Genomic DNA, 18,190 nt, shown 5'->3' with positions numbered 1-18,190 from the left:
TGTAGGACTTCACGCGACAGAAAATGCACCTGTGAAAGTCCCCTTCCAGACGACAACAAACCCTTCAGTAAGAGTCCTACACAGCCCCCCTACGTCTTCCTATACTGAATCGACGCGGGCACGCGCATGATGGCACTATCAGGCGGCGCTCGTCATGGCCTTTTGCGGCCGCGCCGCCGCACATTCAAAGGAGTCGATATGGACGCGAACCAACGTAGCGAGGTCAATAACCAGACCAATAACGGCGCGAATGAAAAATGGACGCCTGGCTCCAAGGGCAACACTACCACCGGCCCGATGGATCACACCTATCCCAAAGGAGCAAACCAGCAGCAGTCCATCCGAGGGGAGACCGACATGGCCGGGCAGGGACCGTCCCGCATGGGCCAGCAGCAAGTGGCCGCGGAAGATGGCGGCCGTGCCGGCAACGAGGGCGCCCTGGCCGGCGCGGTGCAGTCCGACCTGCCGGGCGGCTCGATGCAGAGCCAGCAGACCGGCGGCACCGGCCCGCAGCAAGGCATCACCGACAGCCACCAGCGCCAGATGGAACAGCATTCCGGCGCCTGGGGCATGCTCGAGCAACCGGTGGGCCGCCGCGACAAGCGTTCGGGCACCGACCTGCATGCCCATCCGGCTACCCAGCAGGGCAATAGCCAGGCCGCACAAGCGATGAACCCGCAAGAGGGCTTTTATTCCAACCAGCAAAGCGCCACGCGTGGCGGCGAAGGGACAGGCATGGCGACACCACATCAGCAGGGCAATGCACAGAAGAGCACCGACCTCGGCGGCTCGCAGACCGGCACCGGCGCGCGCGACACGGGCAGCCATGACGTTCACCAGTCGAACGACGTCGCGGGTGGCCTGCCGCGCAGTCCCGGGAACAGCGGCCCGGCCAGCGACGAGCCGGGCTGGCTGCCGGCGCAAAGCGTCGATGCGGAAAAGAATCCGGTACGCGATTCGAACGACCTGGGCGGCGGATTGCCGAAGAGCCCGGCGGGCGCCAACCAGCTGGCGGGCGACCGCAAGATGGATGACGATACGGGCTTCTCGCGCGGCTGACCGGCCTGCGTGAGCGTTTAATCGAATGGGCGGCGCTGCCGCCCATTCTTCATGGCCTTACGGCGCCGTGTAGCTCGTCTTCACGGTCGTAAAGAACTCCACAGCATTGGTGCCCTGTTCGCGCGGACCGTAGCTCGAGGCCTTGGTGCCGCCGAAGGGCACGTGGTAATCCACGCCTGCGGTCGGCAAATTCACCATCACCATCCCCGCTTTCGCATGGCGCTTGAAGTGGCTGGCGTGCTTGAGCGAGGTCGTGCAGATGCCCGCGGTCAGGCCGAACTCTGTATCGTTGGCCAGCGCCAGCGCATGTTCATAGCCCTTGGCCGGAATCACCGATGCCACCGGGCCGAAGATTTCTTCGCGCGCATGCCGCATGCCGGGATCGCAATCGGCGAATAATGCCGGACTGAGGAAATAACCATCGGTCTCGCGCTGCAGGCGCTCGCCGCCGCAGACCAGGCGCGCGCCCTCTTCCTTCGCGATCCCGATGTACGACAAGTCCTGCTCCAGCTGCGAGGCGTCGACCACCGGACCGATATCGATTCCCTGCCCCAGCGCGTGCCCGACCTTGAGCGCCGCCATGCGCCCGGCCATCGCATCGACGAAGCGGCCGTACACGGCTTCGTCGACGATCAGGCGCGACGAGGCTGTGCAGCGCTGGCCGGTGGAAAAGAAGGCGCCCTGGATCGCCGCATTGACGGCCACATCGAGGTCGGCATCGGCCAGCACCACCAGCGGGTTCTTGCCGCCCATTTCGAGCTGCACGCGGGCGCGGCGCCGCGCGCAGGCCAGCATCACGCGCTCGCCGGTCGCGGTCGAGCCGGTAAAGCTGACCGCATTCACCCGCGTGTCGTTCAGCATGGTTTCGCCCACCACCCTGCCCGGTCCCATCGCCAGGTTGAACACGCCCGGCGGCAGGCCTGCGCGGCTGATGATCTCGGCCAGCGCCCAGGCGCTGCCCGGCACGATTTCGGCCGGCTTGAACACGACCGTGTTGCCGTAGGCCAGAGCCGGTGCGATCTTCCAGGCCGGGATCGCAATCGGGAAATTCCACGGCGCGATGATGCCGACCACTCCGACCGGCTCGCGCGTGACGTCGACGTCGACACCGGGACGCACCGACGCCAGGCGGTCGCCGCGCACGCGCAGCGCCTCTTGCGCATGAAACTTGAAGATCGCGCCGGCGCGGCCGACCTCGCCGATTGCTTCCGGCAGCGTCTTGCCCTCTTCGCGCGCCAGCAGGTGGCCCAGCTCGCTCTTGCGGGCCAGCAGCTCGGTGCCGATCGCGTCGAGCGCGTCGGCGCGCATTTGCACGCCGGACATCGCCCAGCCGGGCGCCGCCGCATGGGCCGCCGCCACGGCCAGCGCGGCGTGCTCGGCGCCGGCGCTGGCGTACTCGCCGACCACGTCGCTGCGATCGGACGGGCTGCGCGTCGTGGTGGACGTGGCGCCCTCGAGCCAGCGGCCATCGATATACAGTTGTTTCATGTCGCTCCTGTTGTCATGAAAAACACAAGCGGCCAGTGTAGCAAACCACCGCCCGCATGGGTTCGCCGGCGATCCGGCGTTCAGGCCCCGAGCTGACCGGACCTTGATCCACCTCCAAGCCGCTTCAAGACAAGGGAACCCGGCCGTACCCGGCCACTCCAACCCCAGGCAACAGGCCCTGTCGTCCGCACATCGCGACGGTAGAGGCCCCTGCAGACCTGGAGACAAACATGCCGGCAATAAAGGATGACGCAAGCATCGCGGTATCGATAGTCGTGCCCGCCTGCGGCCGGATGGACCTGCTCGACCGCTGCCTGGATGCCCTGGTGCGCCAGCAGGTCGACCCGCACAGCTATGAAATCATCGTCGTCGACGACGAGCCCAACCATAACACCCTGCACCTGGTCGCCGGCTGGCGCACCCGCACGCTCGACCGCGGGCCACGGCTGAGCTATATCGCCAATCCCGGCCCCAACGGCCCGGCCTCTGCGCGCAACCGCGGCTGGCGCACGGCGCGCGCGCCCATCGTCGCCTTCACCAGCGGCGACGCCGTGCCCGAGCCCGGCTGGCTGGCCGCGGGCCTGGCGGCTTTGCGCGACAGCACCGAAGTCGTCTGCGGGCGCATCCAGGCGCTGGTGCCGCCCCGCCCCACCGACGCGCAGCGCAGCGTGCGCGAGCACGAAGCGGGCGATTTCACCAGCGCCAGCTGCTTCTTCCGCAAGTCCGTGCTCGAACGCCTCGGCGGCTTCGACGAACGCTTCAACGTCCCGCGCGGAACCGATGCCGACATGTACTTCCGCCTGCTCGAACACGGGGTCGCCATCGGGCAGGCGCCAAAGGCGCTGGTCCTGCACCCGATCGGGCCGGCGCCATGGGGCGCGAGCCTGCTGGAGGTGCGCCACGCCGAGTCCGAGGCCCTGCTGTACAAGAAGCACCCGGCGCTCTACCGCCAGAAGGTCGAGCCGTGCCCCGCCTGGGACAATTACCTGGTGGCCGGCGTGCTGCTGGTCGCACTGCTCAGCGCGCTGCTCGGCATGGCGGTCATGGCGGCGCTGACCTTTGGCGCCTGGCTGCTGCTCACCGCCCGCCGCTGCGCCCACAGCCTGCGCGGCGCAGCGCATACGCCTTCGCACGTGGCCGAAATGATCGTCACCTCGGCCCTGCTGCCGCCGCTATCCGTGTTCTGGCGCCTTGCCGGGGCGGTGCGCTACCGCGTCCGCTTCGCGTAAGGCCGTCATGCCCAGGGAGCCAAGATGAGACTCAACGACGTCCAGGGCATTCCCGCGCCGCGCGCACCAGGCCGGCGCCTGCACATCGCCCTCGTCGGCGACTGCGCCGCACCCGGCACGGGGCCGGGGGACATCGTCTGTAGCGGCCAACACATCTACGTCCGCCAGCTCGCCCACGAACTTGCCCGCAGCGGCCACCGGGTCGACATCTTCACGCGCCGCGACGCGGCCGCACAGCCGCAGATCGTGCAACTGAACGACAGCATCCGCCTCATCCACGTCCCGGCCGGACCGCCAGGCTACGTGCCGAAAGAGCTGATGCTGGCGCACGTCGACGCGTTCGCGCGTTTCGTTACCCGTTTCATGCGGCGCCAAAGCGGACACTACGACATCGTGCACGCGAACTTCTTCATGGCCGGCATGGTTGCCCGGCACCTGAAGGAAGCGCTGGACCTTCCCTTCGTGGTGAGCTTCCACGCGCTCGAGCGGGCGCACCGGCGCACCCAGGTGGCGGCCGATGCCTTTTCCATCGCCCGCATCCGCATTGAAAGCACGCTCATGCGCGCGGCCGACCGCATCATCGCCGAATGCCCGCAAGACCGCGCCGACATGCAGCAGCTGTACGGCGCGCCGTCCTCGCGCATCGAGGTCGCACCCTGCGGCTTCTCGCCAGCCGAACTGTGGCCGGTGCCGATGAGCGAGGCCCGTGCCCGCCTGGGCCTGGAGCCGACCCGTTTCACCGTGCTCCAGCTGGGGCGCATGGTGCCGCGCAAGGGCGTCGATACCGTCATCCAGGCCCTGGCCATGCTGCGACGCCGGCACGGGCTCGATGCGCAGCTGCTGGTAGTGGGCGGGGACGCCGGCAGCGCCATCTTGAGCGAGGGCCCGGAGCTGGCACGGCTGCGCGATCTCGCGGCCGACCTCGGCATCGCGGCGCAGGTGCGTTTCATGGGCCAGCAGCCCCGCACCGCGCTGCGCGACTGGTACAGCGCCGCCAACGTATTCGCCAGCACGCCGTGGTATGAACCCTTCGGCATCACCCCGGTCGAAGCGATGGCCTGCGCGCGCCCCGTGATCGGCGCCGAAGTCGGCGGCATCAGGAGCACGGTCGACGACGGCGTGACCGGCTTCCTCGTTCCCTCGCGCGATCCCGAAGCATTGGCCGAACGCCTGGCGCGCCTGCACCGCCAGCCCGAGCTGGCGCGCGCCATGGGCGAGGCCGGCCGGCGCCGCGCCTGCGAGCACTACACCTGGCACCACGTCGCCGGACAACTGCTTGCCATTTACAACGACGTGCTGGACGAAACCCGGCTGGCCGCGGGTCGCGCCGTTCTTTCAACCTGAGGAAGCCGACAAGCATGACGATAAGCATTTCCTTTTCCACGCTGGGCGAGCCAGTCCCGGCATGAAGGCGATTTTCTTCGACCAGGACGGCACCCTGGTGGACGACGTGCCATATAACGTCGAGCCGCGCCGCATCCGGCTCGTGAGCGGCGCCGGCGCTGCGCTGCGGCTGCTGGCCAGGCTCGATTACCGCTTCTTCGTCGTCACCAACCAGTCCGGCATCGCGCACGGCTGCTTTGGCGAAGACGCGATGGGCCCGGTCGCCGACCGGCTGGCCGACCTGCTGTTCCGCGAAAACCTGACCATGGAGGGCTTTTACTATTGCCCGCATCACCCGCTCGGCACGGTCGGCGACTACGCCATGGTCTGCGCCTGCCGCAAGCCGTCGCCCGGCATGCTGCTCAAAGCGGCGAACGAGCACGGCATCGACCTGCGCTCGTCCTGGATGGTCGGGGACATCCTGCATGATGTGGAAGCCGGTAACCGCGCGGGATGCAGGACCCTCTTGATCGACAACGGCAACGAAACCGAATGGCGGCTGGGGCCGCGCCGGGTGCCCACGCGCATGGCGCCGGATTTATATGCGGCTGCGGTGCTGATTGCCGGCCACGAAGCGGTGCGATAAGCGTCGGTTGGCTGGTTTGCCTGAGGCTGTCCCGGCACACCAGGTGCCCACTATGAGGTCGCCTTCGCACTCATCACGCGTGTTGCATGCCAAGTCCGAACCTCGACGCTCGATGCCTTGATCCGGGCAAGGACGAGCGTTGACGGTTGCCAACTTGCTGGAAATCCAAGGCTGCGACGATAGCCTGCTTGACTCAGGAGATCGACATGTTTGGAGACGGACAACGAAATTCCCTCATCCTGCTCGCCCTGCTCGCGGCGCCCGGTGCATCGGCAGCGCCCTACGCCTACACCCTCACCGGCGACCAGTTCGTCAGCATGATGAGCCGGCCGCAGCCGCTGAGCAGCCTGGACTATATCGAAAGGGAGAAGGCGTATAGCTACCTCGATGGCGCGCGCGATCATGCACAGGGGCGTCAATGGTGTGATGTTCACCAGCTCAAGACACATGACCTGGCTCAGGAGCTGGCCAACAATATCCGCAAGTTGCCGGCTGACGCCAGGAAACAAAACGCAGCCGTCCTGCTTGTCGAACAGCTCCGTCTTAAATATCCATGCAGCGCAGGAGGACGGCCATGAAGCCGGCATTTTCCTCGCTGTCCACGCACTATCCCGCGGAAGAGTCACGGGAGGACCTGCTCAAGCGCATGGGATGGACTGATGTGATGGACGATCCACGTTTCAAGGACACCTGTGCGATTCGCATGAGCGTTGGATTGGCTGGCGCTGGAGTTGGTATCCCGGGCGCCCGGATGTCAGTCAATGCTGGCGACCTGCGCGGGAAGCCGATCGAACCTGGACAGGGCAAGCTATCGATGATCCTGAAGCGGGTATGGGGCCCGCCCGAAATTTACCGAAACGGTTGAAATGCAGCGGAGGGAATCAGCACCCGAAGCGGCGTGATCTCCTTTTTTAAGATCAACGGAGGACCGACGGACGGCGGCCACATTGACCTGATCAAACCAGGAGCCAGCGGGTTCCACGAGTGCGCCCGCAGCTGCCATTTTCGGGCCGTGGAGTACTGGTTCTGGCCGCTGAAATAACAGTGCAACAGAGATAATTCTATACGAGTAAGCACCGCCGAAAAGAAAAGGCCAGCTCGGAGGCTGGCCTAAGTCCTTGATTCTATTGGTCGGGGCGAGAGGATTCGAACCTCCGACCCCGTGCACCCCATGCACGTACGCTACCAGGCTGCGCTACGCCCCGACTAGCTCGGAATTATATCAGAGCTCGTCCGAAACTCCCGACATTTTGTTATGGATATGCAACGGTTTCTTGCGCTTGCGCAGGCGCGGCAGCGCAGAACGCCTACTTCCAATCCCCCCGCAGCGCCAGCACCTGCTCCTGCAAATGCTCCGGCGACGCGGCATGGGGCTCCACCGGCTTGCCGACCGCCAGCGACAGTTTAGAGCGGATCCCGCGTGCGAACGAGCGCTCGAAGATGTTGGTCGAGTCGCGCGTGAACACGCTGCCCCACAGTCCGCGCAACGCCATCGGGATCACCGGCACCTTGCTGCGCTCGACGATCTTGGCGATGCCACCACGGAACTCGTTGATCTCGCCGGTATTGGTCAGTTTCCCCTCCGGGAAGATGCAGACCAGTTCGCCCTGGTGCAACGCCTCGGCGATGTCGATGAAGGCGCGTTCCATCAGGAACGGATCTTCCTTGGCCGATGCAATCGGGATCGCCTTGGCGGCGCGGAAGATCCAGCCGAGGAAAGGCGTTTTGAAAATCCGGTGGTCCATCACGAAGCGGATCGGACGCGGACTGGCGGCGCCGATCACCAGCGCATCGACATAGGACACGTGGTTGCAGACCAGTACCGCCGCGCCCTGCTCGGGAATGCGGTGGGCGTCGACCGTGCGCACGCGGTAGCCGGTGTGGATCAGCATCCAGGCCAGGAAGCGCATCAGGAATTCCGGCACCAGCGAGAAGATGTAGACGGCCACGCAGGCATTGAGCAGCGCGGTGACGAGGAACATTTCGGGAATGGTGAAGCCCTGCCCCAGCAGCAGGATGGCCACGCCGGCCGCCGCCACCATGAAGATCGCATTCAGGATGTTCATGCCCGCAATGGTGCGCGAGACGTGTTTCGGGTCGCAGCGGGTCTGGATCAGCGCGAACAGCGGCACGATGAAGAAGCCGCCGAACACGCCGATCAAGACCAGGTCGGCCAGAATGCGCCACATGCCCGGCAGCGCCACCAGGGCGAACGCGTCGACGGTGGCGGCATTCGTATAGCCCATGCTGGCGAAATACAGGTCGATGCCGAACACCGACAGACCGATCGAGCCGAAAGGGACCAGGCCGATCTCGACCTTGTGGCCCGAGAGCTTTTCGCACAGCAGCGAGCCGGCGCCGATGCCGAGCGAGAATACGGTGAGCAGCAGCACGAACACGCTATGGTCGCCGTGCAGGTAATCCTTGGCATACACCGGGAATTGCGACAGCAGCAGTGCGCCGTAGAACCAGAACCAGGAATTGCCCAGCATCGACAGGAAGACGGTGCGGTTCTGGCTCGAGAACTTCAGGTTGCGCACCGATTCGGCGAACGGGTTGCGGCTGATTCTCAGTTCCGGCGCCGGCGCGGGCGAAGGCGGAATGCGCCAGCTTGCCAGCAGGCCCAGCACGGCGCAGAACAGGGTGCCGCCGGCAACCAGTTCGATGCCCCAGGGCTTGTAGGCCACCAGCATGGCGCCGGCCACTTCGCCCAGCAGGATGCCGACAAAGGTCCCCATTTCAATCACGCCATTGCCGCCCACCAGCTCTTCCGGTTTCAACTGCTGGGGGAGGTAGGCATATTTCACCGGGCCGAACAGCGTCGAATGCACGCCCATGCCGACCACCGCGGCCACCAGCAGCCACAGCGTGTGGGTCATCCAGCCGATGCCGGCCACGAGCATGATCACGATTTCGAGCAGTTTGACGAACCTTGCCAGGTGCGCCTTGTCGAACTTGTCGGCGACCTGCCCGGCAGTGGCCGAGAACAGCACGAAGGGCAGGATGAACAGGCCGGGAATCAGGTTGTTCAAGAGCGAGGGGCTGACCGTCGTCCAGCTCAGTGCGTCATAGGTCAGCACCACCAGCAGCGCGGTCTTGAACAAATTGTCGTTGAAGGCGCCAAGGAACTGGGTCCAGAAGAAGGGGCCGAAACGGCGCTGCGTCAGCAGGGAAAACTGGCTCGGTTGGCTCATGCGCTAGGGTCGTCGAAATAAGAATGTTCGGAATGTACAGCAAGCGGGAAGCTTACAGGAGAGGCCTGGCCAACTTATTGCCATCTCTCATCATCAGGTTTCCGATACTAATCCGTAAAGTCTCGACTGGCGATACCGGCTGGATAAAAAGCATAGACCGCGGCCTGCCACAAGCGCCGTCCGGCCTGAATCCGGCCAGTTGCAATGTCGATTGAAACCGCTCAAGCGAGCTTGCATCCGCCAGAATTGTGCAGCGCAGCGCGGGTAGAATCCGCGGATGACTTCTTCCGACTTCCTCCTCCGCTACGCCAGCGTGACAACCGCGCTGTTCGACCACATCGAGCACGACATGCTGGCACTCGCCTCGGCCTTCATCGACGATGACGAGCCCCCTTCCACACCTTTCCAGGGCGCCGTGCCGCCGCATTGCCTGCTGCCGCTGGACATTCCGCTGTTCTGATGCTTGCCGGCCAACCCGGCCGCGCCGATGCTCAGGCCAGGGTTTCCAGGCGGATGCGCGTTACCTTGCCGATCACGGCAGGCAAGGCTTCGATCTTGGCGATCGCCGCATCGATGTTCTTCTCGCGCGTCTGGTGGGTCAGCATGATGATGTCGAGGTTGACCTGGTTGCCCGGCTCTTTCTGCAGCACGGCGTCGATCGAGATGCCGCCGTCGGCCAGGATGCGGGTCAGGTCGGCCATCACGCCGAGCTGGTCCTTCACATACACGCGCAGGTAGTAGCTGGTGGTGATCTCGGCCATCGGCATGATGGCGACGTCGGTCATCTCGTTCGGCTGGAAGGCCAGGTGCGGCACGCGGCAGTAAGGGTCGACCGTGGCCAGGCGGGTGACGTCGACCAGGTCGGCGATCACGGCGGACGCCGTCGGCTCCGAACCGGCGCCCTTGCCGTAATACAGCGACGCGCCGACCGCATCGGCCTGCACCAGCACGGCGTTCATCGCGCCTTCCACGTTGGCGATCAGGCGCGCATTCGGGATCAGGGTCGGGTGCACGCGCAGTTCGATGCCCTCGCCTGCTTCGGTGCGGGTGCGGCGCGTGATGCCCAGCAGCTTGATCCGGTAGCCCAGTTGCTCGGCGTAGCGGATATCGACTGCCTGCAGCTGGCTGATGCCTTCGATATACGCCTTGTCGAACTGCACCGGGATGCCGAAGGCAATCGCCGACATGATGGTGAGCTTGTGCGCCGCGTCCACGCCTTCGATGTCGAAGGTCGGGTCGGCCTCCGCATAGCCGAGTTCCTGTGCCTGCTTGAGCACGGTGGCGAAGTCCAGGCCCTTCTCGCGCATTTCCGACAGGATGAAATTGGTGGTGCCGTTGATGATGCCGGCCACCGATTCGATGCGGTTCGCGGTCAGGCCCTCGCGCAGCGCCTTGATGATCGGCACGCCGCCGGCCACCGCCGCCTCGAAGGCCACCATCACGCCCTTGTCCTGGGCGGCGGCGAAGATCTCGTTGCCGTGCAGCGCCAGCAGCGCCTTGTTGGCGGTCACCACATGCTTGCCGTTGGCTATTGCTTGTAGTACCAGGCTGCGCGGCAGCTCGACGCCGCCGATCAACTCGACGACGATGTCGATGTCCGGGCTGTTCACGATCGCGAAGGGATCGGCCACGATCTCTACCGCGTTGCCGGTCAGCGCACGGGCCCGCTCGGTATCGCGCGCGGCCACCATGGTGATTTCGATGCCGCGGCCGGCGCGGCGGCGGATGTCTTCCTGGTTGCGCTGCAGGACGTTGAAGGTGCCGGCACCGACGGTGCCGATGCCCAGGAGGCCAACTCGGATGGGTTTCATTGTTGTGGTTCTTCTCAAGGTGTCTAACGCGCGTGGCGCCGCCGGTAGCCGTCGAGGAAGCGCGCAATGCGTCCGCAGGCATCCGTCAGGTCGTCGGAATTGGGCAGGAACACCAGCCGGAAATGATCCGGGGCGATCCAGTTGAAGCCGGTGCCTTGCACCAGCAGCACTTTTTCCTCGGACAGCAGTTCGCAGATGAACTGCTGGTCGTCCGCGATCGGATACATCTTCGGATCGAGGCGCGGGAACATGTACAGCGCCGCTTTTGGCTTGACGCAGGACACACCCGGAATATCGGTAAGCAGTTGATGGGCAAGGTCGCGCTGCTTGAGCAGGCGCCCGCCAGGACCGACCAGGTCGGCGATGCTCTGGTAGCCGCCCAGCGCGGTCTGGATCGCGTACTGGCCCGGCGCATTGGCGCACAGGCGCATCGAGGCCAGCATGTTCAGGCCTTCGATGTAATCCCTGGCGTGGCGCTTCTCGCCCGAGACCACCATCCAGCCGGCACGGTAGCCGCAGGAACGGTAGTTCTTCGACAGGCCGTTCAGGGTGACGAACAGCACGTCGTCGGCCAGCGAGGCCATCGACACATGTTCTTCGCCGTCATACAGGGTCTTGTCGTAGATTTCGTCGGCGTAAATGATCAACTGGTGCTGGCGCGCCAGCTCGATGATCTCGAGCAGGATTTCGCGCGGATACAGGGCGCCGGTCGGGTTGTTCGGGTTGATGACGACGATCGCGCGGGTGTTCGGCGTGATCTTGCGGCGCATGTCCTCGATGTCCGGCAGCCAGCCGGCGCCTTCGTCGCAGATGTAATGCTTCGGCGCGCCGCCGGCCAGGCTCACGGCCGCGGTCCACAGCGGATAATCGGGCGCGGGCACCAGCACTTCGTCGCCGGTATTGAGCAGGCCCTGCATCGCCATGACGATCAGTTCTGACGCGCCATTGCCAAGGTAGATGTCGTCGATGCCGACGCCCAGGATGTTCTTGCCCTGGGTGTAGTGCATGACGGCCTTGCGCGGCGCGAACATGCCCTTCGAATCGGTATAGCCGGCCGCGCCGTGCATGTTGCGGATCATGTCGTGCACGATTTCGTCGGGCGGGTCGAAGCCGAACACGGCGAGGTTGCCGATGTTGAGCTTGATGATCTTCTGGCCGTCGTCTTCCATGGCCCGGGCCTGTTCCAGGGCGGGACCGCGGATTTCATAGCAGACGTCGTCCAGTTTGTTGGATTTCAGAATCGGTCGCAAAGTGTCCCTTGGCTCATCGTCTGTTGTGCACCTGCTTTTGTTGCAGTGCGAAAAATACCATTCTGCCGAAAGCGCAGGATTTAAGCAACCTCGCCTCTCCGGGTACAATGGACGCCAGTTACGGACCCTTCGGTTCGCCCATTTCGCTCCCGCATCTACCTATCCGTTCGCGCCACGATGAAGCTCCATTCCGACAACACCCAGCAATACCAGACCGTCACCGGCTACGATGCCGGAGGGGTCGAGATCAATGCCCAGCGCTTCGACTTCAGCTTGACCGTCATGCCCGAAGTGCCGCCCCGCCCCTGGGAAGTGGCGCGTTTCGACGACCTGGCGGCCAGCCACTTCGAACAGATCGCCGCGGACAACCCGGACGTCGTCGTGCTCGGCACCGGCGAGCGCCAGCGCTTCGTGCACCCGCGCCTGACCGCCAGCCTGTCCGACAAGCGCATCGGGGTCGAGTGCATGGACAGCCACGCCGCCTGCCGCACCTACAATATCCTGATGGGCGAAGGCCGCAAGGTCACGCTGGCCCTGATCATCGACGGAGCCGCCGGCGCCTGAGCTTCGGCGGCCGGGCATGCCCCACCAATAACAAGAACATGAATTCTTCGGCCTTTGCCTTCATCATCAGCGGTGTCATCCTGAACGCCGCGGCCCAGCTCCTGCTCAAGGCCGGCACCAATGCCCTCGGCGGCGCGATCCACCTGACCCGCGACAACTGGCTGCTCACCAGCCTGAAAGTCGCCACCCAGTGGCCGATCGTGCTCGGTCTGGTCTGCTACAGCGTGTCGCTGGTAGTCTGGATCCTCGGGCTGTCGCGTACCGACGTCACCGTTGCCTATCCGATGCTGTCGCTGGGCTATGTGATCGGTGCGGTCGGCGCCTGGATGTTCCTGGGCGAAGTGATCCCGCCCCAGCGCATGCTGGCCATCGGCGTGATCATGCTGGGCGTGCTGCTGCTGGCCCGTAGTTGAAAACCCGAAATAAATTCCAGTTTGCATCTTGAATAAATGAAAACCCGCCTCATCTCGCGGGTTATCACCCTGGCTACAGACCACTAGCTTCGGAACGCGGCGCCGATTATCATGGCGGTATCCGCTTCCCGCCGCGTTGTTGGCCGCCTTGATGGCAGTGCCAGGGACCCGGCGGCCTGCCGCCATGAACCAGGAGACCCCCGTGGCCGAGAGCCTGACCGCAGCCCCCGTCGAACATTTTTCCGCCGCCATGACGAGCGGGCGCACCTTCGAGCTCGCCGGCCGCCCGGCGAAGCACACGGTGCTGTATTTTTACCCAAAAGACAACACACCAGGCTGCACCACCGAGAGCATCGCTTTCCGCGAAGCCTATCCGGAGTTCCAGTCCTTGGGCGCCGAGATCTACGGCATCAGCCGCGATTCGCTGCGCTCGCACGAAGGCTTCAAGGGCAAGCTTGGACTGCCCTTCGAACTGATTTCCGATCCGGACGAACTGGTGTGCCAGCAGTTTGGCGTCATGAAGATGAAAAATATGTACGGGAAACAGGTACGCGGGGTTGAGCGCAGTACGTTTATTATTGACGCTCACGGCCGATTGGTGAAAGAATGGCGTGGCGTGAAAGTCAATGACCACGTGACCGAAGTGCTGGAATTTTTGAAGAGCCAGCCCTGAAAACGGATGGCTCCAGTTATCAACTTTGCTGGAACCTGCCTCCTATTTTGAGTCAACCGCATTCCATCCGATTCATTCATCTGCACCATTCCCCTTCGGCTGCCTGCCGGACCGGCATCCTCCGGCTGCAACCTGTATCTCTGCAACACCCCCAAGAGCATCGATTCCGTTCAGCGGCGCGCCCTGTGCTGCGCCCGTGCGGCCTTCCAGAATTTTATTAGATTGAGAACCTGATGCCATTGCCAAAAATGCCTACCAAGCCAGCCACCATGCTGCTGGCAAAAGATTACCCAAAAGCTGAACCGGGCAAGTCGCCCGTGCGCCCTGCCGCCGCCAAGGCCGACGCCGACCTCGAAGACCTGATCTCCGGCCAGGCCGTGCCAAGCCCGAAAGCGGCCAAGGCGCGCAAGGCCAAGGCTGCGGTCGACGCCGGCTCCGGCATGGTCTCTGCCGCCAACGATACCGCCGCCGAGGCGCCGCTGGCCAAAGGCCCTTCCCGCAAGCCGAAAGATGGCGGCGTCGCCGCGATGCCGGCCTCGCGCCTGCGCGAGATCGAGGCCGACCAGCCGCATCCGGCCAAGCACAAGCCGGTCGAGGTCACCGTCAAGTCGTCCACCAGCCGCAAGGCCGACCGCAGCGGCACCACCAAGGTGTTCGTGCTCGACACCAATGTCCTGATGCACGACCCGACATCGCTGTTCCGTTTCGAGGAACACGACGTCTACCTGCCGATGATGACGCTGGAAGAGCTCGACAACCACAAGAAGGGCATGTCGGAAGTTGCGCGCAACGCCCGCCAGGTGTCGCGCACGCTCGACGCCCTGATCGCCAACATCGACGACGATGCGATCGAAGCCGGCATTCCGCTGGCCAAGCTCGGCAACAAGGATGCCAAGGGCCGCCTGTTCTTCCAGACCAAGCTGGACGCGGCGCCGCTGCCGGAAGGCCTGCCATCGGGCAAGGCCGACAACCAGATCCTGGGCGTGGTCCGCGCGCTGGAAGACCAGATGGGCGGCCGTGCGATCGTGCTGGTGTCGAAAGACATCAACATGCGCATCAAGGCGCGCGCGCTGGGCCTGCCGGCCGAAGACTATTTCAACGACCATGTACTGGAAGACACCGACCTGCTGTATTCGGGCATCGTCCAGCTGCCGGACGACTTCTGGAACAAGCACGGCAAGGACATGGAGTCGTGGCAGGAAAACAAGAACGGCAACTCGGCCACCTATTACCGCATGACCGGCCCGGTGATACCGACCCTGCTCGTGAACCAGTTCGTGTTCATCGAGCCGAAGAATGGCGAAGCGCCTTTCTATGGTCAAGTGAAATCGATCACGGGCAAGACGGCCGTGTTCCAGACCCTGCGCGACTATAGCCACAACAAGAACAATGTCTGGGGCATCACTGCGCGCAACCGCGAGCAGAATTTCGCGCTGAACCTGCTCATGAACCCGGAATGCGATTTCGTCAGCCTGCTGGGCCAGGCCGGCACCGGCAAGACCCTGCTGGCCCTGGCCGCGGGCCTGGCGCAGGTGCTGGAGACCAAGCAGTACAACGAGATCATCGTCACCCGCGTCACGGTGCCGGTGGGCGAAGACATCGGCTTCCTGCCGGGTACCGAGGAAGAGAAGATGTCGCCCTGGATGGGCGCCTTCGACGACAACCTCGAGGTGCTGATGAAGGGCGACGGCGATGCCGGCGACTGGGGCCGTGCGGCGACGCAAGACCTGATCCGCTCGCGCATCAAGATCAAGTCGCTGAACTTCATGCGTGGCCGTACCTTCGTGAACAAGTTCCTCATCATCGACGAGGCGCAGAACCTGACGCCGAAGCAGATGAAGACCCTGATCACGCGCGCCGGTCCCGGCACCAAGATCCTGTGCCTGGGTAACATCGCCCAGATCGACACGCCTTACCTCACCGAAGGCTCGAGCGGCCTGACCTATGTGGTCGACCGTTTCAAAGGCTGGAGCCACGGCGGCCACGTCACCCTGGCGCGCGGCGAACGCTCGCGCCTGGCGGACCACGCCAGCGAAGTGCTGTAAGCGTGTCCTTGCCTGACTCGCCTGCCTTCAGTTAGCAGGTGGATTCTCGAAACGCCCGCCGCAAGGCGGGCGTTTTTCATTTCTTCTTCCTATTCACACCGCATGCCAGACCTCTCTACCCTCTTCCTGCTCAAGCTATTGCTGGTCCCGACCCTGATCGGCCTCGTCACCCTGGCCGGGCGCCGCTGGGGTCCCGCGGTCGCCGGCTGGCTGTCGGCCTTTCCCATCGTCTCCGGCCCGATCCTGCTGGCTATCGCGCTGGAGCAAGGCGCCGAATTCGCTTCGGTGGCCGCTGCCAATACCCTATTGGCCGTGCTGGCCATTCTCGTCTTCAGCATCGCCTATGCGCGCGTGGCCCGATTTGGCATGCCGCGGGCCATGGCGGCAGCCCTGATCGCCTATGCGGTCGCCGTCGTGATCCTGAAATCGACCTCGCTGCCCTTGTGGATGGGGTTTGCCATCGTGCTGGCGGCGCTGTTCGCCGCGCCCTTCCTGTTCGGCGCGGCGCCGCAAGCATCAGCAGCCGGCAAGCCGGCCAATGACCTGCCCTGGCGCATGCTGGCCGGCGCGGTCCTGTGCCTGAGCGTGACCTATGCCGCGGCCCAACTGGGCCCGCGCCTGAGCGGGCTGTTCGCGATGTTCCCCGTGATGAGCACGGTGCTGGTGGGCTTCTCGCATCGAACCAGCGGGCCGGGCTTCGCGGTGGCGCTGCTGCGCGGGATGGTCAATGGCTATTACGCGTTTGCCGTGTTTTGCCTTGTGCTCTCGCTGCTGCTGCGATCAAGGTCGATTGCGTTCGCCTTCGCATGCGCGACGGCGGCGGCATTGGTGGTGCAGTTGGGGGTGAAATGGCTGCTGGGGGCAGACAAACAAGGCAGGAAGCGAAGCTCGAATTTGATTAGACCTAAGAAGGTTTAGTCGCCGTCGATGAAATGGCGCCGCTTTTGGCAGGGCGGCTTTCGGCCAGCCGCAGTCATACAGAGGTGACAATTCACGCAAATGCGGGGGTGCCCTGATTGCTATCATGCGGCATCCGGCACATGGTACCCGCAAGGTCTGCGGGACTCGAAGCTGCCACACATCGCGTATCCGTACCTCATTTGGGAATTGCATGAACTGGAACGACTGGCCTATCGTCTGCTGGGCACTCTCCACCCTACTGTGTCTTTTAGGGCGACGCTGGATAGACGCCTTTTCGTCCGCGTGCTTCGCTGTCTTCGTGATTCTCGATAGATGGTTTCCGACTGCGGCTTCATCGCAGATCAAATGGGCTTTCGCCATTATTGGTGGGGTAGTGGTGGTCTCCCAAGTGATGAAGGAATACCGCAAATACAAGGAAAGTTTGACTACCGGGTAACTGCTCGTGCCTTCTCGGACGCGATATTCGCGCTGCCACTTCATGTGCGACCATTTCCGCGACCAGCCAATAGCGGACGGTGAACACCATTTCAACATTTGAGGATGCACTTCTCATGAATCACGACTTTACGTTTTCCGTGCCTCGCCTTCACACAGATCGGCTTACGCTTCGGGAATATCGTGTTGAAGACTTCGAATTATTTGCAGATCATTTGTCGGATGCCGAAAGCTCGGCGCATCTCGGCTCGGCAGACCGTCAGACCGCCTGGCGCATCTTCAACTCACATGCCGGACTATGGCTCCTGACCCGGGCGGGTTGGTGGTCGATAGAGGACCGGCAGACCGGCCAACTGGTAGGCAGCGTGGGAGCTTTCTTCCGCTGCGACTCAACTGTGATGGAGATGGGATGGAATACCTATCGGGCATTCTGGGGAAAAGGCATTGCGAACGAAGCGGCGGCTGCAGTCTTGAATTATGCGTTCGAGGTCCGGCGTGAGCCAAAGGTTCGGGCACTGATCGCGTCAGGCAATGCATCATCGCGTCGTGTTGCCGAGCGCCTGGGGATGACATACGAAATGAAAACTGAGCTGAACGGCAAGGAAATCAATAGTTACATGCGTGAGTGCAAGGCCGGGATCACACACCGGGGTCAGATACCGTCTTGAATTGCAAGCCCTTTCGACAGGTAATTTGCGTCGAATGGCTTGCCGGTGCGAATCACCCCGTAAATCAGATGAGTCAATTTGTGCATGACAGCGCAAATGACAGCCTTCATCGGCAGGCCAGTTGTCAGCAAGCGCTCTGCAAATTGCTTGAGGATCGGATTGAAGCGGGACGCCACCATGCTGGGCATGAAGAGTGCTGCACGTAACGACGTACTGCCGGTACGGCAAACTACCGACCTTCCTTTGACCGAAGTGCCCGATGTATGGTGCTTCGGTGTCACGCCAAGAAATGCGGCTAGTGCTTTCGCATTTTTGAAGCGTCGGATGTCGCCCAGGTGTCCCAGAATGCGAGCTACCGTAGTCGGACCAATTCCCGGAATGCTGGTAATGAGAGCAGCATCGCGCTTGAGGCCAGGATGCCGGTCGATGTGGTCCTCGATGTCTTTTTCCAGCTTCCTGATTTCGCCATCG

19 protein-coding genes and 1 tRNA gene are annotated in these 18,190 nt (G+C 63.6%); 14 read left to right on the top strand and 6 right to left on the bottom strand.

Going from position 1 to position 18,190, the window contains the following annotated elements; all coding sequences use genetic code 11:
* Window positions 1-198 precede the first annotated feature (198 nt).
* Window positions 199-1,059, top strand: coding sequence for a hypothetical protein (locus AC56LR_RS11020; protein ID WP_497130280.1), 861 nt, complete (start codon window positions 199-201; stop codon window positions 1,057-1,059).
* 57 nt (window positions 1,060-1,116) lie between these two features.
* Here AC56LR_RS11020 and AC56LR_RS11015 read toward each other — a convergent pair whose 3' ends face one another.
* Complete coding sequence (locus AC56LR_RS11015) at window positions 1,117-2,547, bottom strand: aldehyde dehydrogenase family protein (protein ID WP_497130278.1); 1,431 nt, start codon at window positions 2,545-2,547, stop codon at window positions 1,117-1,119.
* A gap of 230 nt (window positions 2,548-2,777) precedes the next feature.
* On the opposite strand from AC56LR_RS11015, the gene AC56LR_RS11010 reads away from it, so the two are divergent.
* The 5 genes from AC56LR_RS11010 to AC56LR_RS10990 all read left to right on the top strand — a co-directional run bounded on the left by AC56LR_RS11010 (window position 2,778) and on the right by AC56LR_RS10990 (window position 6,610).
* Window positions 2,778-3,776 carry a glycosyltransferase family 2 protein gene (locus AC56LR_RS11010; RefSeq protein WP_497130276.1) on the top strand — a complete coding sequence of 333 codons (999 nt, stop codon included), beginning with the start codon at window positions 2,778-2,780 and terminating at the stop codon, window positions 3,774-3,776.
* Window positions 3,777-3,800: 24 nt separating this feature from the next.
* On the top strand, window positions 3,801-5,120 hold the full coding sequence (locus tag AC56LR_RS11005; protein WP_497130274.1) for a glycosyltransferase: 1,320 nt from the start codon (window positions 3,801-3,803) through the stop codon (window positions 5,118-5,120).
* A 61-nt stretch (window positions 5,121-5,181) separates the two neighbouring features.
* Window positions 5,182-5,745, top strand: coding sequence for a D-glycero-alpha-D-manno-heptose-1,7-bisphosphate 7-phosphatase (locus AC56LR_RS11000; protein ID WP_497130272.1), 564 nt, complete (start codon window positions 5,182-5,184; stop codon window positions 5,743-5,745).
* A gap of 188 nt (window positions 5,746-5,933) precedes the next feature.
* Window positions 5,934-6,323, top strand: coding sequence for a Rap1a/Tai family immunity protein (locus AC56LR_RS10995; protein ID WP_497130270.1), 390 nt, complete (start codon window positions 5,934-5,936; stop codon window positions 6,321-6,323).
* Window positions 6,320-6,610, top strand: a complete 291-nt coding sequence (locus tag AC56LR_RS10990) for a T6SS effector amidase Tae4 family protein (protein WP_497130268.1) — start codon at window positions 6,320-6,322, stop codon at window positions 6,608-6,610. The genes AC56LR_RS10995 and AC56LR_RS10990 overlap by 4 nt, the downstream gene beginning before the upstream one ends.
* A 263-nt stretch (window positions 6,611-6,873) precedes the next feature.
* Here AC56LR_RS10990 and AC56LR_RS10985 read toward each other — a convergent pair.
* Both AC56LR_RS10985 and AC56LR_RS10980 read right to left on the bottom strand, forming a co-directional pair.
* A tRNA-Pro gene (locus tag AC56LR_RS10985) sits at window positions 6,874-6,950 on the bottom strand.
* Between the two features lie 102 nt (window positions 6,951-7,052).
* Window positions 7,053-8,939, bottom strand: coding sequence for an MFS transporter (locus AC56LR_RS10980; RefSeq protein WP_497130266.1), 1,887 nt, complete (start codon window positions 8,937-8,939; stop codon window positions 7,053-7,055).
* Between the two features lie 277 nt (window positions 8,940-9,216).
* On the opposite strand from AC56LR_RS10980, the gene AC56LR_RS10975 reads away from it, so the two are divergent.
* Complete coding sequence (locus AC56LR_RS10975; protein WP_497130265.1) at window positions 9,217-9,399, top strand: hypothetical protein; 183 nt, start codon at window positions 9,217-9,219, stop codon at window positions 9,397-9,399.
* Window positions 9,400-9,430: 31 nt separating this feature from the next.
* On the opposite strand, the gene AC56LR_RS10970 is transcribed toward AC56LR_RS10975, so the two are convergent.
* Together AC56LR_RS10970 and AC56LR_RS10965 are read right to left on the bottom strand one after the other, a co-directional pair.
* Window positions 9,431-10,750 (bottom strand): homoserine dehydrogenase, encoded by a 1,320-nt coding sequence (locus AC56LR_RS10970; RefSeq protein WP_497130263.1) that lies wholly within the window; start codon window positions 10,748-10,750, stop codon window positions 9,431-9,433.
* Between the two features lie 23 nt (window positions 10,751-10,773).
* Entirely contained in the window at window positions 10,774-12,000 is a 1,227-nt protein-coding gene (locus tag AC56LR_RS10965; RefSeq protein WP_497130261.1) for a pyridoxal phosphate-dependent aminotransferase, read from the bottom strand.
* Window positions 12,001-12,177: 177 nt separating this feature from the next.
* Here AC56LR_RS10965 and AC56LR_RS10960 point away from each other — a divergent pair, with 177 nt between their 5' ends.
* The 7 genes from AC56LR_RS10960 (at window position 12,178) to AC56LR_RS10930 (ending at window position 17,719) form a co-directional block, all read left to right on the top strand.
* Entirely contained in the window at window positions 12,178-12,564 is a 387-nt protein-coding gene (locus tag AC56LR_RS10960) for an Mth938-like domain-containing protein (protein ID WP_497130259.1), read from the top strand.
* Window positions 12,565-12,602: 38 nt separating this feature from the next.
* Window positions 12,603-12,977: an SMR family transporter gene (locus tag AC56LR_RS10955; RefSeq protein WP_497130257.1), complete on the top strand. Its 375-nt coding sequence runs from the start codon at window positions 12,603-12,605 to the stop codon at window positions 12,975-12,977.
* A gap of 184 nt (window positions 12,978-13,161) precedes the next feature.
* Window positions 13,162-13,650, top strand: a complete 489-nt coding sequence (locus AC56LR_RS10950; RefSeq protein ID WP_497130255.1) for a peroxiredoxin — start codon at window positions 13,162-13,164, stop codon at window positions 13,648-13,650.
* A gap of 233 nt (window positions 13,651-13,883) precedes the next feature.
* Window positions 13,884-15,695 (top strand): PhoH family protein, encoded by a 1,812-nt coding sequence (locus AC56LR_RS10945; protein WP_497130253.1) that lies wholly within the window; start codon window positions 13,884-13,886, stop codon window positions 15,693-15,695.
* Between the two features lie 102 nt (window positions 15,696-15,797).
* Window positions 15,798-16,613: a hypothetical protein gene (locus tag AC56LR_RS10940; RefSeq protein WP_497130251.1), complete on the top strand. Its 816-nt coding sequence runs from the start codon at window positions 15,798-15,800 to the stop codon at window positions 16,611-16,613.
* Between the two features lie 193 nt (window positions 16,614-16,806).
* Window positions 16,807-17,052, top strand: coding sequence for a hypothetical protein (locus AC56LR_RS10935; RefSeq protein WP_497130249.1), 246 nt, complete (start codon window positions 16,807-16,809; stop codon window positions 17,050-17,052).
* A 79-nt stretch (window positions 17,053-17,131) separates the two neighbouring features.
* Window positions 17,132-17,719 carry a GNAT family N-acetyltransferase gene (locus AC56LR_RS10930; protein WP_497130248.1) on the top strand — a complete coding sequence of 196 codons (588 nt, stop codon included), beginning with the start codon at window positions 17,132-17,134 and terminating at the stop codon, window positions 17,717-17,719.
* Here AC56LR_RS10930 and AC56LR_RS10925 read toward each other — a convergent pair.
* Window positions 17,704-18,190 (bottom strand): IS110 family transposase (locus AC56LR_RS10925; protein ID WP_497130246.1); only part of this gene is annotated, 487 nt, incomplete at its 5' end. The genes AC56LR_RS10930 and AC56LR_RS10925 overlap by 16 nt on opposite strands.

It is taken from the genome of Telluria sp. ZT3P39 (assembly GCF_059685935.1).
Note: the sequence above shows the minus strand (reverse complement) of the source record. Positions and strands in the feature narration are given on the sequence as shown.

Bases quoted from the DNA above. Each gene is read 5' to 3' on its own strand.
- AC56LR_RS11020 (WP_497130280.1), top strand. From the start codon at position 199: ATGGACGCGAACCAACGTAGCGAGGTCAATAACCAGACCAATAACGGC.
- AC56LR_RS11015 (WP_497130278.1), bottom strand. From the start codon at position 2,547: ATGAAACAACTGTATATCGATGGCCGCTGGCTCGAGGGCGCCACGTCC.
- AC56LR_RS11010 (WP_497130276.1), top strand. From the start codon at position 2,778: ATGCCGGCAATAAAGGATGACGCAAGCATCGCGGTATCGATAGTCGTG.
- AC56LR_RS11005 (WP_497130274.1), top strand. From the start codon at position 3,801: ATGAGACTCAACGACGTCCAGGGCATTCCCGCGCCGCGCGCACCAGGC.
- AC56LR_RS11000 (WP_497130272.1), top strand. From the start codon at position 5,182: ATGAAGGCGATTTTCTTCGACCAGGACGGCACCCTGGTGGACGACGTG.
- AC56LR_RS10990 (WP_497130268.1), top strand. From the start codon at position 6,320: ATGAAGCCGGCATTTTCCTCGCTGTCCACGCACTATCCCGCGGAAGAG.
- AC56LR_RS10980 (WP_497130266.1), bottom strand. From the start codon at position 8,939: ATGAGCCAACCGAGCCAGTTTTCCCTGCTGACGCAGCGCCGTTTCGGC.
- AC56LR_RS10975 (WP_497130265.1), top strand. From the start codon at position 9,217: ATGACTTCTTCCGACTTCCTCCTCCGCTACGCCAGCGTGACAACCGCG.
- AC56LR_RS10970 (WP_497130263.1), bottom strand. From the start codon at position 10,750: ATGAAACCCATCCGAGTTGGCCTCCTGGGCATCGGCACCGTCGGTGCC.
- AC56LR_RS10960 (WP_497130259.1), top strand. From the start codon at position 12,178: ATGAAGCTCCATTCCGACAACACCCAGCAATACCAGACCGTCACCGGC.
- AC56LR_RS10955 (WP_497130257.1), top strand. From the start codon at position 12,603: ATGAATTCTTCGGCCTTTGCCTTCATCATCAGCGGTGTCATCCTGAAC.
- AC56LR_RS10950 (WP_497130255.1), top strand. From the start codon at position 13,162: ATGAACCAGGAGACCCCCGTGGCCGAGAGCCTGACCGCAGCCCCCGTC.
- AC56LR_RS10945 (WP_497130253.1), top strand. From the start codon at position 13,884: ATGCCATTGCCAAAAATGCCTACCAAGCCAGCCACCATGCTGCTGGCA.
- AC56LR_RS10940 (WP_497130251.1), top strand. From the start codon at position 15,798: ATGCCAGACCTCTCTACCCTCTTCCTGCTCAAGCTATTGCTGGTCCCG.
- AC56LR_RS10935 (WP_497130249.1), top strand. From the start codon at position 16,807: ATGAACTGGAACGACTGGCCTATCGTCTGCTGGGCACTCTCCACCCTA.